We start from the raw sequence: 15087 nt of genomic DNA on the forward strand, positions 1-15087 counted from the left end.
CCGCACAACCTCGTCGAGAGCATCCTCTTCGGCCATGAAAAGGGCGCGTTCACCGGTGCAACCGAGCGCCATACGGGCAAGTTCATGGAGGCCGACGGCGGCACGATCTTCCTCGATGAAATCGGCGATCTGCCGCTCGACGTGCAGGTCAAGCTGCTGCGAGCCGTGCAGCAGGGCGAAGTCGAGACCGTCGGCGCACGCACGGCGCACAAGGTCAACGTCCGGCTCATTTCTGCGACGAACAAGGACCTGATCGAGGAAGTGAAAAACGGCCACTTCCGCGAAGATCTCTATTATCGCCTCAATGTCTTTCCGATCACCATTCCGGCGCTGCGCAAGCGCAAGGAGGACATTCCGAACCTGGTGCGCGTCTTTGCCGACCGCTTCTCGTCCGAACAGAAAAATGGCCATCGCATGACGGTCAGCGCGGGTGCATTGGCATTGCTGACGGCCTATGACTGGCCGGGCAACATCCGCCAGCTCGAGAACGCGATCTTCCGTGCCGTCGTGCTCGCCGAGGGCCACGAGCTCAGCGAATCGGATTTTCCGCAGATCGCTGCCCAGCTGCCGCAATATGACGTGGTCGATCACCTGGCGCTGGTTGCCGACAATACATTTCGCGAGCACGAGGTGGAGTTTGCGGAATTTCACGTTCCGCAGGTCTCTGCGAGCGAGTCGCGCGGGCAGCACGACGAGATGCCGGAGAATGCGATCGCAAGCGTCAATCCGGCGGGCGAGGTGCGCAAACTTGCCGATGTCGAGGAAGAATTGATTCGATTCGCGCTTAAATTCTATCGCGGCCAGATGAGTCAAGTGGCCAGAAAGCTCGGCATCGGACGCTCAACGCTTTACAGAAAGCTCAAGGATTACGGCATCGATCCCGACAATCCCCAGAAAGATGCGGCATAAGCGGCGTTCCATTAATATTCCCGCAAGCATGTTTTGTTACCCGATATAAACCACTTGTTAGTCGATCGTTGACTATGTAAAGAAAAGGTTGATCGTGTGTGGCATTTTTGCCATCGTGTCACCGCAATTGACAGTCATTGGGACAGTTCGGGGACCTGGGCAGTCTGACGGGGATTGAGTTTGCCGGATCTGAATGAGAACACCAAGCCTTCGCGCTTGAGCTGGCGTACAGTGTGCGCCGACATTGGCGGAAAGGCGGTTAGGACGGCCTTGGCTGTCCTTCTCGCACTCGCGGTTTCCTCACCAGTATTCGTTGGTACGCCGTCCGAGGCAGCGGGCGAAACGCGCAGTCTGAAACTCTACTTCATCCATACCGGCGAAAAGGCCGTCATCACCTACAAACGCAATGGCAGGTTCGACCCGAAGGGTCTTGGGCAGCTGAACCGATTCCTTCGCGACTGGCGCAAGAACCAGCCGACGAAGATGGACCCCCATCTTTTCGATCTGATCTGGGAAGTCTACCGCCAGAGCGGTTCCAGGGACTACATCAACGTTGTCTGCGGCTTCCGTTCGCCCGCCACCAATTCGATGCTCAAGTCCCGTTCGCGCAATTCCGGTGTTGCCGAGAAGAGCCAGCATATGCTCGGCAAGGCGATGGACTTCTTCATTCCGGATGTGAAGCTTGCAAAGCTGCGTGCGATTGGCATGAAAATGCAGGTCGGCGGCGTTGGCTTCTATCCGAAGTCCGGTTCTCCCTTCGTGCACATGGATGTCGGCGGCGTTCGCGCCTGGCCGCGCATGAGCCGCCAGGAACTGGCGCAGCTTTTCCCGAACGGCAACACCATTCATATCCCGTCGGACGGCAAGCCCCTGCCGGGCTACCAGCAGGCGATGGCCGACTATAAGCGCCGGGTGAGCACCAATCAGCTTGTCATGGCAAGCGGCGGCGATGCCGAGACGAGAAAGCCGAAGACATTGTTCGCTGCACTCTTTGGCGGCGGCGCAGACGAGGAAGAGGATAGCGCGGAGGATTCCGCTCCGGTCGCCGTTGCAAGGGCAACGCCGCCGAAGGCCGAAGCGCCTGCTGCCGCAGCCGAGCCGCAGCCGACTGAGGTTGCCGCCGTGAATGCACCGGTGCCGCAGGTTCGTCCAGCCTTTGCCGGTCAGCTTGCCGGCGGCGAAGTTGCAAATGCCCTCGTTTCGCCGAATTCCGGCAATGCTGCACAGCAGGCACTTGCCGCTGCCACCGAAGAGCAGGGCCAGCCGCAGCAGTTCGCCGATCTCAGCGCCTATCACGTTCCGGTTCCCTCGCTGCTTGGCCCGCGCAACGCGCCGGGTGATGCGGAATTCGCATCCAACGGTCCGATGGTTCCAACCCCGGCCGAACGTCCGGCGGTCGCCGAAAATCTGCTTGCGGCGGCAGCAATCGATCCACAAGCGGATGCGGACGAAGCCGAAGCCGAAACGGACCGGCTTTCTCCGGCACTGGCTCAAGCGCTTGATCAGAACAATGCAGTCGATAGGCGGGTGGCTGCCCTTGCGCCGGCCACCGTCGAGCAGGCCATCAGCGCAGCGATGCCTGCGGCCAAGCCGGCTGAGAATAAGGCGCCGGTGCAACTTGCCGCGCTCGCTCCTGTCAAATCCGCAAGCTTCGGCGACGCCTTCGACCTACAGCAGACGTCCGAAGACTCCGCTGCCAATGGGGTTGCAACCAAGGGCGGGCGCCCGACGAAGGAGGCTGCTGCCGCTGCCGACGCAAGCCGCGCGACGGTCCGTACCGAGCCGAGGCTGACCCAGAAGATAATTTCGCAGTGGGCGCTGACCAATTCTCGCATGGAGATGATCACGAAGCCGGTCAAGGCACCCCGTTTCGTCAGCCAGACGCTTCGCGCCCAGCCGACCGCCGTCTACGCCGAAGGCTTCAACGTCAAGACAGCTTCCATCGACCCGGCCCGCTTCAGTGGCTCGGCGGTTAACTTCATGGAAGTGCGCAAGTTCAATACGAACTGAGCGAATCAATCAAAATGAACGACAGGCCGCCGGAGAAATTCCGGCGGTCTTTGTTTATGCGCTGGGCACATCCTCCCGCACTTCAGGCGGAGGATTGATGGCCCGAAGGATCAGGCCTTCAGGAAGTCGAGTACGTCCTTGTTGAAGCGGTCGGTATGCGTCTCAGCAAGACCGTGGGGAGCGCCCGGATAGATCTTGAGAACAGAGCCCTCCACGATCTTCGAGGACTCCAATGCGGAAGCACCGATCGGCACGATCTGATCATCGTCGCCATGAATGATGAGCGTCGGCTTGTCGATCTTCTTGAGGTCGTCGGTGTAATCGACCTCGGAGAATTCGTGGATGCAATCCAGCTGCCCCTTCAATCCGCCCATCATTCCCTGCATCCAGAAATTGTCGCGAATGCCTTCGGAGAACGTCGCGCCATCGCGATTAAAGCTGTAGAAGGGCGTCACGAGATCCTTGTAGAACTGCGAGCGGTTTTCGAGCGTGCCCTTGCGGATGCCATCAAAGACTTCAAGCGGTAAGCCGCCGGGATTCTTGTCCGTCTTGACCATCAGCGGCGGCACGGCGCCCACCAGCACGACCTTGGCGACGCGTTTCGTGCCGTGGCGGCCGAGGTAATGGGTGACTTCGCCGCCACCCGTGGAGTGGCCGATCATGATCAGGTCCTTGAGGTCGAGCGTTTCGATCAGTTCGGCCAGGTCGTCGGCGTACTGGTCCATGTGGTTGCCGTCCCAGGTCTGGCTCGAACGGCCGTGGCTGCGACGGTCGTGTGCGATGACGCGGTAGCCGTTATTGCCGAAGAAGACCATCTGCGCATCCCAGGCATCGGCCGAGAGCGGCCAGCCGTGGGAGAAAAGAATAGGCTGGCCCTTGCCCCAATCCTTGTAGAAAATCTCCGTTCCGTCCTTCGTGGTAATCATCGACATGATTTGAGTTCCTCTTGAGCAGGGTTGATTTTCGCTTCGGCTTTGATCTCGGCGCCGTGCGTGAGGCGTCGGATGGGAGTGAGCGAAGCTCGCGGCTTCGCGCATGTGTGAATAGGAATGCATGCATTGTGCCCGCGACGCGCAGCAGCGTTGAGAAAAGACCGGCAGCGGCTCGCTACCATTAAGCCAAATAACTGAAAATTAAGCGGAACCGGACGCGGCTCCAGTATGCGGCGGAGGGATATTATCGCGCCGGATGCAAACCACAATGGGAAAAAGCGGGCTAATTCTAAAGCATGATTCAAAAAAGCCGCCGGGGTAATCCGGCGGCTTGAAAACTGCCAACGGCAATCCTCAGCCTTCCGGCGGGGACTCGATCATGCCGAGCGCGTGCAGATAGGTATCGAGGATGGCTTCCTCTTCCATGCGCTCTTGCTCGTCCTTCTTGCGAAGGGCGACGACCTTCTTCAGGATCTTGGTGTCGAAACCCATGCCCTTTGCCTCGCCGTAGACGTCCTTGATATCGTCGGCGATGGTCTTCTTTTCTTCTTCCAGCCGTTCAATGCGCTCGATGAAAGCGCGAAGCTGATCGCGGGCGACGCCATGAGCATCGGACATCGTGTTCTCCTGATTTTCTCGTCTTGAATTCGGTGGGGAGTGACTGCCGCGAAGCTGCGCCGCGGTCAAGTCCAATCGGGCGTCATGAAGCTATTTGTGCGGCTTGTTCAGTTCAAATGCAGTTTTTTGTGCGTCCGAGGCCTCGTTCTGGTGCAGGTTTTTCCAGTCTTCGTACGGCATGCCGTAGATAATCTCGCGCGATTCGTCCTTCGACAGCGGCACGCCCGCAGCCTCGGCGGCTTGGCGATACCAGTTCGACAGGCAGTTGCGGCAAAAACCCGCGAGATTCATCAGGTCGACATTCTGAACGTCGCTCCGTTCGCGCAAATGCGCGACAAGGCGGCGGAAGGCGGCAGCTTCGAATTCGGTCTGCTCTTCCTTGCTGTGTGCGGTCATCTCGCTCTCCTTCATTCGTAAGGGCCGGTGCGCGACACATGGACATCGTATTCGTGCAGCGCCGGATCGGCATTCATGGCCGCGAAGAGCGGAGCCAGGCGTTCGGCCCATTCGCAAATGCCGGCCTCGTTTCTGATCAGGTCCTGACGGATCTCGACGAGCGCATGCGGTATGCCGGTGACCATGCAGTGCCGGTACATCGTATCGCCTTTGAGTGCGCCGTCATACGGTTCGTTGTCGCCAACCACGAGATCGGGATCGCGGCTCAGCATGTCAAGCAGAGGGGCGACGGCGCGGCGGTCGCTGTCCCAGAGGACGGCGGCATGCCATGGCCGCGGTACGCCTTTCCAGGCAGGCGTATAGGAATGAAGCGAGAGCACGAGGGGCGCGTTGCCGGTCGCGTTGGCGACCTTGTCGATCGTCTCGGCAACGGCATTGTGATAGGGACGGTGGAACGCCTCGATGCGATAGTTCCACTCCTCATCTGTGATCGGATGATTGCCAGGAATGATCGCGCCGTCGGAAATTTTCATGATCAGCGTCGGGTCGTCCTCGCCGCGGTTCGGGTCGATTAAAAGCCGCGAAAAGCCGCCAAGAACGGCCGGTACCCCCAGCCTCGCGGAAAGCTCCCGCACCAGGCCTTCGATGCCTATGTCATAGGCGATATGGCGGGAGAAGGCGGATTCGGCAAGCCCGAGCCTACCATACCGTTCAGGCAGGCGGTTCATCGCGTGATCGCCCAGAATCACCATGCCGCTGTCATGATTTCCAGGTAGAATTTCGAAGGATTGGAAGGGACTCATCAGGGAATTGCCGATCGTCATGGCGCTCGCCGTCACTGATCGCATGCGCATGCTTCAGGTTCAAGCGCAATGCGCACCAGCCCGCGGCAAGTCAGTGATCACGAGCAGGTTAGAAAGGAATATAATCGATTAGCATCGCGTTGACATTCGTTTGATGGCGGCGCAAGAAGGCACGGACAACGAATAACCGTGGGAGCCATTCGGAAGCCGTGTTGATGCAAGCCGCACCAAGTTTCCTCACCCGGTCCGGGATTGCCCGTTTCGCCTTATTTGCATTCGCTGCCCTCTCACCGTTTTTCGCTGCCGATGTTGCGCGTGCCGATTTTCGCGTCTGCAACGGCACGCAGAACCTTGTGGGTGTGGCGATTGGATACCGTGCCAAGGACGGGTGGATCACTGAAGGTTGGTGGCAGGTCCCGGCAACGACCTGCGCGACGCTGATCGAAGGAGAATTGCAGTCGCGATACTATTACCTCTACGCAGAGGATGCCGCCCGGGGGGGACGTTGGACGGGCGACATCCAGATGTGCGTGGCGGAAAACGAGTTCAAGATCGCGGGCGTGCAGGACTGCTATGCCCGCGGTTATCAGAGGATGGGATTCAAGGAATATGACACGGGCCGCCAAGGCAGCTGGATGGTCCAACTTTCCGACACTCCCGGCACGCAAGAAAGTCCGAATTGATGAAGCGTAACCGCAAAGTGAAAATCCTCGCAACGCTCGGCCCCGCCTCGAGCGAAGAAGCGATGATCGAAAAGCTGCACCAGGCCGGTGCCGACGTTTTCCGTATCAACATGAGCCATGCAAGCCATGACGTGATGCGCACTCTGATCCAGCGTATTCGCGCGGTCGAAGCCCGCTCCGGTCGTCCGATCGGCATCCTGGCCGATTTGCAGGGACCGAAGCTTCGTGTCGGCAAGTTTGCGGAAACCAAGGTTGAACTAAAGCCGGGCCAGACCTTTACGCTCGACAACAATGACGCACCCGGCGATGAAAGCCGTGTCTTCCTGCCGCATCCGGAAATTCTTGAAGCCGTCAAACCCGGCCACCGTCTGCTGATCGATGATGGCAAGCTCGCATTGCGTGCCGAAAGGTGCGACGGAAAGAGCATCGTTACGACGGTCATTTCCGGCACGAAGATATCGGACCGCAAAGGCATCAGCCTTCCCGACACACTGCTGGGCGTCGGCGTTTTGACGGACAAGGACCGTACCGATCTCGATGCCGTTCTGGCGACCGATGACGTCGACTGGGTCGCGCTCTCTTTCGTCCAGCGCCCGGAAGATCTCGCGGAGGTCCGCAAGATCGCCAGGGGTCGGGTCGGCCTGATGTCGAAGATCGAGAAGCCCCAGGCAATCGAGCGCATCGAAGAAATCATCGAACTCTCGGATGCCTTGATGGTCGCCCGCGGCGATCTCGGCGTCGAGATGCCGCTCGAATCCGTTCCGGGCATCCAAAAGCAGTTGATCCGCGCCTGCCGCCGCTCCGGCAAGCCGGTCGTCGTCGCAACCCAGATGCTGGAATCGATGATCTCCGCGCCGGTGCCGACACGCGCCGAAGTCTCGGACGTCGCGACCGCCGTTTTCGAAGGCGCCGATGCCGTCATGCTTTCGGCTGAATCCGCCTCGGGCGACTATCCGGTCGAAGCCGTTGCGACGATGGCGTCGATTGCCAGCGCCATCGAGCGCGAACCTCATTATCCGGGCATCATCTATGCCCAGCGCGCCCAGCCGGAAGCAACCGGTGCCGATGCGATTTCTCTCGCCGCCCGCCAGATTGCCGAGACGCTGAAGCTTTCGGCGATCGTTTGTTACACCTCGTCTGGCACGACGGGCCTGCGCGCTTCGCGCGAGCGCCCGCAGGTGCCGGTGCTGGCACTCTCGCCGATCATCAAGACAGCCCGCCGGCTGGCGATCGTCTGGGGCCTGCACTGTGTCGTCACGCATGACGCGACCGATCTCGACGACATGGTCAACCGGGCCTGCCGCATCGTCGCCGGCGAAGGTTTCGGCAAGCCGGGCGACCGTATCATCATCTCGGCCGGCGTGCCGCTCGGAACGCCGGGCGCCACCAATATGCTCCGCATCGCCTATATCGGCTCGGACGGCCAAAGCGGCATGTGATCCGTTCGCGTTGGCTCGAACCAGCTCGCTGCCCCGGAAGGAAACGGGTTTTTCGTTTTCGGCTTGATCGCGGTCCCGGCAAATGCAAGCTTCCGATATCCGAGCTCTGGAGGGACTTATGGATATCGTCACGCTTCTTGCTTTCGCTGCCGTTTCCTTTGTCGGTATCGCAACGCCGGGGCCGACCGTGCTCCTGGCGCTGACCAACGGTTCGCGTTACGGCACTCGCCGGGCGATTGCCGGCATGCTCGGTGCCGTGCTTTCGGATTTCGTTCTGATCGGTGCTGTGGCGATCGGCCTCGGCGCGCTGCTTGCGGCCTCCGAATTCTGGTTCTCCGTGCTGAAATATTTGGGTGCCGCCTATCTTGCCTTTCTCGGCATCATGATGCTGCGCTCTCAAGGGACGATCGAAACGGCAATGAAGGTGGAAAGCGCCGGCAGCGCCGCTTCAGCCTTTTCGATCGGGCTGAAAAGCTTCATGGTGGCAGTCACGAATCCCAAGGGCTACCTATTCTTCTCGGCTTTCCTGCCGCAGTTCATCGATCCTGCGCTACCGCAGCCTGCTCAGTATGCGGTGCTTGCCGTCATCTTCGCCTCGATCGATTTCGTGATCATGTTCGGATACGCCGTCTTCGGTGCGCAGGCTGTCCGCCTGCTCAAGAATTCCGGCGCCATGTGGCTTGATCGTATCAGCGGCGGCGCACTCATCGCGCTTGCCGGGTCATTGGCATTTTATCGGCGCGCGACCACCTGACCTAGGGCAAGGAGACATGGCCGACGCGATAGATCTGGTCTCCGTTGGAGATCAACGGCATGTCGCGAAAAAGCGTGAAGCGCACAAGGCTCCAGCCGGACGGCTCGAAGGCGGATATCGAGGCCAGCACGCCGCGTCGCGCTGCTTCAGCATGTGACCGCGTGACCTCCTCCCTGCGGATTTCGGCAAGCGGCGCGTAGGCCGGGATCGGCAGAATATCGCAGCTTGCAAACTTTGCGGCTCGCAAGTCCGCGACCTCGGCATTCCATACCAGCCAGTGCCTTACCTTCGGCCAGCCGAAAGACTGCGTCAGCCCTTCGAAACCGGGCCCGGTGAGGAAATCGCTGGCGCCTTCCGGCTGCCTCCAAAGATAGAATGGAGCATAGAGGTTCTCCCGGCTGCCGAATTCGCCCTTGCGGGCGCTGAGGTAGGCCTTGAAGCCAAGATTCGAAAAGCCGTCCAGCATTGGCCCCTTGTCACGGATCCGGCGATCGATGATCGTCATGTCATAATCCGCCGGCAGCGTGAAGCCGTATTGCATGGCGATCATCGGGATGGCTCCATCGGCGCGCGCGCTCGGATTTGCCAACCTGGTTCCGTCATCGAGGCTTCGCCATTGGCGAATGACCATTCTTCCGGAGAGGTGGTATTGACCACGATCATCACATCTTCAGATCTCAGGCCCGGAGACTGCCCAAGCAGATCGGCCGCACGCCGGTAAAAGGCCTTGCGCATCCCGGTCGTGCGGGGCTTGCCCGCGGTGATGGAAAAGAGCACGAAATCGTCCGAACGCGGGCCCCCGAGATAGTGGCGGTCGAAGATCAGTTCACCAGGCTCATGCTGATGAATGACCTGAAAGCGGTCATTCGGAGGGACGTCGAACGTCTCGACCATGGCACGATGAATGTTGTCTGAGAGCGCACGGAGATAATCCGGCGACTTGCCTTCAGCAGAGAGATTCGAACGAAAGGCATTTGGAGCCTCCTTTTCCTTGCTAATCCAACCTTGACTTCATAATCCTCGCACGCCACGATGATGCTGAAAATCAGAATTTTGTGGATTAATTGTCCTGAAAAATGGGATTAAGCAATGCGTAGGATGGTCTTCGACCTCGATGTACTGCGAACCTTCGCGACCGGAATGGAACTCGGGAACTTTGCAAAGGCGGCGGACCGGCTTGGGCGCTCCACCTCGGCCGTCAGCGCACAGCTCAAGAAACTGGAGGAGCAGGCCGGTACGCCGATTTTCCGCAAGGCTGGCCGTGGCCTGGCGTTGACGGAGGCCGGCGAGACGATGCTCGCCTACACCCGACGGCTGCTTGACCTTAACGACGAAGCGGCAGTGGCCGTCCAAAACGTCGAGTTGGAAGGCTGGGTGCGGCTTGGCCTACAAGAGGACTTCGGCGAAAATCTGCTTCCCGATGTTCTCGGCCGTTTCGCCCGCGCCCATCCGAAGGTGCGGATCGAGGCGCGAGTCGTCCGCAACGCGGAACTGCTCGAGCGGGTCACAACGGGGAAACTCGATCTGGCGCTCGCTTGGAGCGATGCAACGCTGACCGCCCATTGCGAAAAGATCGGCGAGGTGCCGATGCGCTGGATCGGTCCTGCCGCAGGAGAGCCCGGCTGGAATGCCGCAAGCAGAGAGCCGCTGCCACTCGCCTCGCTGGAGGCGCCCTGTCTTCTGCGAACCGCCGCGACGAATGCGCTGGACAGGGCCAATATTGCCTGGCGGCTTGCCTTCGTCAGCCCGAGCCTCGGCGGGCTGTGGGCAGCGACCGCGGCCGGGTTGGGGGTGACAATACGCACGCCGATCGGCTTGCCGGCAAAGGTCAGGCCGCTGAAGCCTGCGGAACTGGGGTTGCCGGAGCTGCCGTCGTTGGGCCTCGTGCTTCACCGCTCCGAAGCTGACCCTGATCCGGCGACGGCACGGCTCGCTTCGATCTTGCTGCGGGCTGTCAGCGAGGCAATCTCGGACTTCTTGCCGCAACGGGTATCGGAGAATGCGTAGGCGTTAACTTCGCCGCGTTAGCCGTATTTCTCGAGAGCGGCGGCAAAGATATCCGCCTCGACATTGCCGCCTGAGGTCACGGCGATGACGGTGTCGCTTTCCAGGGCCTCGCCATGGAAAAGCGCAGCGGCAAGCGCAACCGCCCCGCCGGGCTCGACGACGATCTTCAGCCGTTTGAACGCGAGCGCCATGGCGCGCAGCGCCTCGTCGTCGGTGACGACAATGCCCGCCCCTGCGAGCCGCTGCAGGATCGGGAAGGTGATCATGCCGGGTTCCGGTGTCATGATTGCATCGCAGATCGTGCCCGTCATCGCCGCGTTGCGTTCGATCCTGCCGGAGGAAAGTGAACGCGTGGTGTCGTCGAAGTCTTTCGGCTCGCAGGGCCGCACGGTAAAGCCCGGCGCACTTGCTTCGAGCGCCAGCGCGATGCCGGACGTCAGCCCGCCGCCGCCGCAGGGAACAAGCACTTCTGCCGACTTCACGCCTTCCTCTTCTGCCTGTTCGGCAATTTCAAGCCCCGTCGTGCCCTGGCCGGCAATCACCAACGGCTCGTCGAAAGGCCTGATCAGAGTGAGGCCGCGCTCAGCCGAAAACCGGGCGCCGATCGCATCGCGATCCCCATTTGCGCGGTCGTAAAGTACGACTTCGGCACCAAAAGCGCGGGTATTGTCGATCTTCAGCGCCGGGGCGTCGGACGGCATGATGATAACGGAGGGAATGCCGTGAAGCTTTGCGGCAAGGGCGACGCCCTGCGCGTGGTTGCCGGACGAAAAGGCGATAACGCCTTTCGCACGTACTGTAGGATCAAGGCCGGAAACGGCCGACCAGCCGCCGCGAAACTTGAACGAGCCCGAATGCTGCAGACATTCCGCCTTCACGAAGACATGCCTTCGGGCGATCTCGTTGAGGAATGGGGAAGAAAGAAGCGGCGTTCGCCGTGCATGGCCCCGGAGACGGGCGCGAGCGGCGACGATCATTTCAATGCTGGCCATTATGAGCTCTTTCGGCTGATAGTTCATCCATGAATATGATGCCCGCCTTCACTTGTGAACGCGGACTTTGTCACCGTGACACAAAAGCCGGCACTTTCGCATCAGCGGTGTCAGCCATGCCGATGATGCGCCGGCGCCGGAAGTCGGTCGGGCTCGTGCCGGTCACGCGCAGGAACTCGCGATTGAAGTTCGATTTGCTGATGAAGCCGGAATCGAACATCACGCGCGTCACCGGTTCATCCGTCTTGATCAGTTGATCGCAGGCCGAACGGATGCGGAACTCATTGACATATTGCGAGACGCTGACGCCGTGGATACGGTTGACGGCAATCGATACGCGGCGGGCAGGCAGGCTCATCTTTCGCGCAATACGGTTAAGGTTGAGCTCGGGATCGCGATAGATCTCGCGCGATTGCATCAGTGCATCGAGGGAGGCGGCAACTGCGCCGTCCTCTTCCGTCGGCATTAGCGGCGGGGCGGGCGGTGTTTCCAGGCTCTGCTCCTCCGCCGGTTGGGCGCCGCTGGCGATGGACGCGGCGCCCCCGAGAACGAGGAGCGTGATGACGTTGCCGAGCGCCACGATGGCACCGCCATGTGTGCCGCCGGTGCGGTCGAAATCCAGGCTGATGTAGATATCGGCGACTGCGGCAGCAATGAGCGCCGCTGCGGTGATCAGGAGCGAACGGTAGGAAAGTAGCGCGCCGTCCAGCCGCGATGCGATAAGCCCGTCCGGGCCATGGCGCGCGAGCCAGAGCAGGGCCGCTCCATAGCCAAGGAAGATGAAGATCAAGGCAACGCCCATCGGCTCGCGCCAAAATACCAGCAGGGCGGCGATTAGAACCGCTGGAAGGGCGTGAGGCCACAAGTGAGCGAATGAGCGCGGCCCTTCCAGCGTGAGGCTCCGGAAGCTAACCCAGGCGAGTGCAGCAATCGTCGCTGCCAGAATGGCTTGTACCGGCATGATCGCGAGGACGTCGTAGCCCCAGCGAATTCCGATCAGCACGGACTGCAGCGCGTAGATGCCGATGAGAAGCAGGAACGGCCGCTTTTCCGGCGCACGCCAGTCCTCCTGCCGCAGCAGGCGGATCTGGACGATGAAGAGCAGCAGGGCAACGACGAAGGGAAGCGGAACAAAGATCATGAGGCGGCGTCCGGGTTCGATGGCTCGATATCAGCACGACAGTGGCCCTGATCGCAATTGCAGGCGACCCGGATCATGATTCAGGTCTCAACAACGAGGACTGAAGGCAACCTGATATGGCCGGTCTTTTCGACGGCACCATTAAGGAAAAAGCAATGTCGATAGTCCTGTCCATTCCCCTGTTTTTCATGTGCTGATATCCAGTTTCGCTGATGTGAGGCCGCTCGGCGAGACCCTTGATGTTTCCAGCATCCGCACGATCGTGATCATTGGCGATGCAAGCTCAATCAAGATCACCACGAAATCCGATGAGCCCGATCGTGCAGCAACCAGCGGCCGCCTGAGCGGCTGGTTTTCATCCTGGTATTCGAGCTGGTTCTTCAATCTCTGCAAGGACGAAAGCCGGGCAGAAATTGACGGAGCGACATTGACGATCGACGTAGCGATGTCGGCCTGGAGCGACATTGCCGATTGCTCGCCGGAAATATCGGCGAATGTCCCGCTCGGCAGCGCCGTGCGCATCGAGCAAGAGGTATTCGTGGCGAAACTGAACGGCGACGTGGCAAGTCTTGGCACATCGGGAAAGGCGGCGGACATCACACTCGACGGCCACGCTTCCAGCGTCGATATCTCCGGCGCTGCCGTTCGCGCAAACCTCACCTACGATGCCGAAACGCGACGAAAAGATCGAGATCGCCGCGCAGTCGCTCGATGGCTATCTCCGATAGGGCAAGGATGTCCCAGTCGATTGCACCGTGACCGCCAAGGCGTCCTACATTGACAGCCTCGTTCCAAGCGTCCCGGGCACGCGCCCGCTGGTGAACATCAAAGGAGATTATGTACGCGCCCGGATCCGGTAGCCCAGCCGGCGCTCAATATCCCTTTGCCGCACCCTCGGTGGCGCGGCTATCCATCGCACCATAATAGCGTGCGCCGCCACCCTTCCCGATATCGGCAAGGCTCTTGCCGCCGACAAGGATGCCAGCCGCCTGGCCCCATTGGGGCGGACCACTGCCATCGTCGAAGCTGTAGCCCATGGCGGCGAGCGTCTTTATCGTATCCGGAGAAAGGGTATAGGGTTCGAGGTAGATCCTGTCCGGCTGCCATTGATGATGGATGCGCGGTGCATTGACGGCCTGGCTGATGTCCATGCCGAAATCGATGACGTTCAGGATCGCTTCCAGAGTGATGGTGATGATGCGCGAGCCGCCGGGGCTGCCGATCACCATGAAGGGCTTGCCGTCCCTGGAGATGATCGTCGGGCTCATGGAAGAGAGCGGCGTCTTCTTCGGCGCGATGGCGTTGGCCTCTCCCTGGACGAGCCCGTAGAGGTTGGGCACGCCCGGCTTCGAGGTGAAGTCGTCCATTTCGTTGTTGAGCAGAATACCGGTGCCGGGGGCAACCACGCCGGCACCGAAGGAGCCGTTCAGCGTATAAGTGACGGCAACCGCGTTGCCCTCGTCGTCGATGATCGAATAATGAGTGGTTTCAACGCTTTCCTTGGCCCCGAGCGGCTTCAGGTTGACGGATTTACCGGCCTTGTAGGGGTCGATCTTCTCGCGGATTTCCTTGGCATAGCCTTTGTCCAGAAGCTTCGAAACCGGGTTGTCGACGAAGTCCGGATCACCAAGTGCGGCATTGCGGTCGACGTAAGCGTAACGCATGGCCTCGACCATGGCGCGGACTGTCTCGGACGAACCATAACCCATGTAGGAAAGCGGGTAGCCCTCCAGCACGTTCAGGATCTCGCAGATGATGACGCCGCCGGAAGAGGGGGGCGGCGAGGAGACGATGTCGTAGCCACGGTAGTTGCATTCGACCGGCTTTAATTCGCGCACGCTATACTGCTCGAAATCTTCCTTCGCCAGAACGCCGCCCTTCGCCTGGCTTGCCTTTACGATCGCCTCGGCAGGTGCGGCCTTGTAGAAGGCGTCCGTGCCCTTCTCGGAAATACCGGACAGCACCGCGGCGAGCTCGGGCTGCAGGAGCTTTTCTCCCGCGGAATAAGTTTTGCCATCCGGCTTCAGGAAGATCTTTGCGGCAGCTTCATCTTTTGCGAGGCGCTTTGCGCTTGAGGCGAAAGTCGCGGCGTCGCCCTGTTCCAACGTAAAGCCGTCCTTGGCAAAGCGGATCGCCGGCGCCAGTAACTCGGCGCGGGGTTTGGTGCCATAGCGCTCACGCGCCGTTTCGAAACCCATGACCGAGCCCGGTACTCCAACGGCGAGATAGCCGTCCAGGCTGGCGCTCGGAACGACATCGCCTTTGGCATCAAGATACATGGTCTTGGTGGCGGCAAGCGGTGCCCGCTCACGAAAATCGAGGAAGGTTGTCTTGCCGTCCTTCAGCCGGATCGTCATGAAGCCGCCGCCGCCGATATTGCCCGCTGTCGGATATACGACTGCC

General features: G+C 60.4%; 15 protein-coding genes and 1 pseudogene. 7 read left to right on the forward strand and 9 right to left on the reverse strand.

Annotation, left to right across the window (positions count from 1 at the left end):
* The coding region (locus C9413_RS14425) for a sigma-54 dependent transcriptional regulator (RefSeq protein ID WP_170250583.1) at positions 1 to 909 on the forward strand (909 nt) is incomplete at its 5' end.
* Between the two features lie 180 nt (positions 910 to 1089).
* Positions 1090 to 2919 (forward strand): DUF882 domain-containing protein, encoded by a 1830-nt coding sequence (locus tag C9413_RS14430; protein WP_039846067.1) that lies wholly within the window; start codon positions 1090 to 1092, stop codon positions 2917 to 2919.
* A gap of 110 nt (positions 2920 to 3029) precedes the next feature.
* On the opposite strand, the gene C9413_RS14435 is transcribed toward C9413_RS14430, so the two are convergent.
* The 4 genes from C9413_RS14435 to C9413_RS14450 form a co-directional block, all read right to left on the reverse strand.
* Positions 3030 to 3851, reverse strand: coding sequence for an alpha/beta hydrolase (locus tag C9413_RS14435; RefSeq protein ID WP_039846066.1), 822 nt, complete (start codon positions 3849 to 3851; stop codon positions 3030 to 3032).
* Positions 3852 to 4205: 354 nt separating this feature from the next.
* On the reverse strand, positions 4206 to 4469 hold the full coding sequence (locus C9413_RS14440; protein ID WP_003585771.1) for a DUF2312 domain-containing protein: 264 nt from the start codon (positions 4467 to 4469) through the stop codon (positions 4206 to 4208).
* Between the two features lie 90 nt (positions 4470 to 4559).
* The gene (locus tag C9413_RS14445) at positions 4560 to 4865 is read right to left on the reverse strand and encodes a DUF1244 domain-containing protein (RefSeq protein WP_039846988.1); all 306 of its coding nucleotides are present in this window, start codon (positions 4863 to 4865) and stop codon (positions 4560 to 4562) included.
* Positions 4866 to 4876: 11 nt separating this feature from the next.
* On the reverse strand, positions 4877 to 5668 hold the full coding sequence (locus C9413_RS14450; protein WP_039846987.1) for an N-formylglutamate amidohydrolase: 792 nt from the start codon (positions 5666 to 5668) through the stop codon (positions 4877 to 4879).
* Between the two features lie 215 nt (positions 5669 to 5883).
* Here C9413_RS14450 and C9413_RS14455 point away from each other — a divergent pair, with 215 nt between their 5' ends.
* From C9413_RS14455 to C9413_RS14465, 3 genes are all read left to right on the forward strand, one after another.
* Positions 5884 to 6351, forward strand: a complete 468-nt coding sequence (locus tag C9413_RS14455; RefSeq protein WP_022715823.1) for a DUF1036 domain-containing protein — start codon at positions 5884 to 5886, stop codon at positions 6349 to 6351.
* A complete protein-coding gene (gene pyk / locus C9413_RS14460; protein WP_039846065.1) occupies positions 6351 to 7790 on the forward strand; it encodes a pyruvate kinase in 1440 nt (479 codons plus the stop codon). Before C9413_RS14455 ends, pyk begins: the two co-directional genes overlap by 1 nt.
* Positions 7791 to 7908: 118 nt before the next feature.
* Positions 7909 to 8544, forward strand: coding sequence for a LysE family translocator (locus C9413_RS14465; RefSeq protein ID WP_039846064.1), 636 nt, complete (start codon positions 7909 to 7911; stop codon positions 8542 to 8544).
* A 1-nt stretch (position 8545) separates the two neighbouring features.
* Here the strand turns inward: C9413_RS14465 and C9413_RS14470 are convergent, their stop codons facing one another.
* Positions 8546 to 9094 (reverse strand): DUF4865 family protein, encoded by a 549-nt coding sequence (locus C9413_RS14470; protein ID WP_039846063.1) that lies wholly within the window; start codon positions 9092 to 9094, stop codon positions 8546 to 8548.
* Positions 9091 to 9518: pseudogene (locus C9413_RS14475) on the reverse strand (tautomerase family protein). Before C9413_RS14475 ends, C9413_RS14470 begins: the two are co-directional and overlap by 4 nt.
* Positions 9519 to 9633: 115 nt before the next feature.
* Here C9413_RS14475 and C9413_RS14480 point away from each other — a divergent pair.
* Positions 9634 to 10551: a LysR substrate-binding domain-containing protein gene (locus C9413_RS14480; protein ID WP_039846062.1), complete on the forward strand. Its 918-nt coding sequence runs from the start codon at positions 9634 to 9636 to the stop codon at positions 10549 to 10551.
* Between the two features lie 17 nt (positions 10552 to 10568).
* Here C9413_RS14480 and C9413_RS14485 read toward each other — a convergent pair whose 3' ends face one another.
* Positions 10569 to 11543 (reverse strand): threonine/serine dehydratase, encoded by a 975-nt coding sequence (locus C9413_RS14485; RefSeq protein WP_039846986.1) that lies wholly within the window; start codon positions 11541 to 11543, stop codon positions 10569 to 10571.
* Between the two features lie 70 nt (positions 11544 to 11613).
* Positions 11614 to 12684 carry a helix-turn-helix domain-containing protein gene (locus C9413_RS14490; protein WP_039846061.1) on the reverse strand — a complete coding sequence of 357 codons (1071 nt, stop codon included), beginning with the start codon at positions 12682 to 12684 and terminating at the stop codon, positions 11614 to 11616.
* A 190-nt stretch (positions 12685 to 12874) separates the two neighbouring features.
* Here C9413_RS14490 and C9413_RS14495 point away from each other — a divergent pair, with 190 nt between their 5' ends.
* Positions 12875 to 13465, forward strand: coding sequence for a hypothetical protein (locus C9413_RS14495; RefSeq protein ID WP_223843955.1), 591 nt, complete (start codon positions 12875 to 12877; stop codon positions 13463 to 13465).
* A 91-nt stretch (positions 13466 to 13556) separates the two neighbouring features.
* Here the strand turns inward: C9413_RS14495 and ggt are convergent.
* Positions 13557 to 15087, reverse strand: a 1531-nt coding sequence (ggt, locus tag C9413_RS14500) for a gamma-glutamyltransferase (RefSeq protein WP_170250584.1), incomplete at its 5' end; no start/stop codon positions are given.

This window comes from Rhizobium sp. SEMIA 4085 (assembly GCF_013004495.1).
In the GTDB taxonomy this organism is placed as follows: Bacteria; Pseudomonadota; Alphaproteobacteria; order Rhizobiales; family Rhizobiaceae; genus Rhizobium; species Rhizobium gallicum.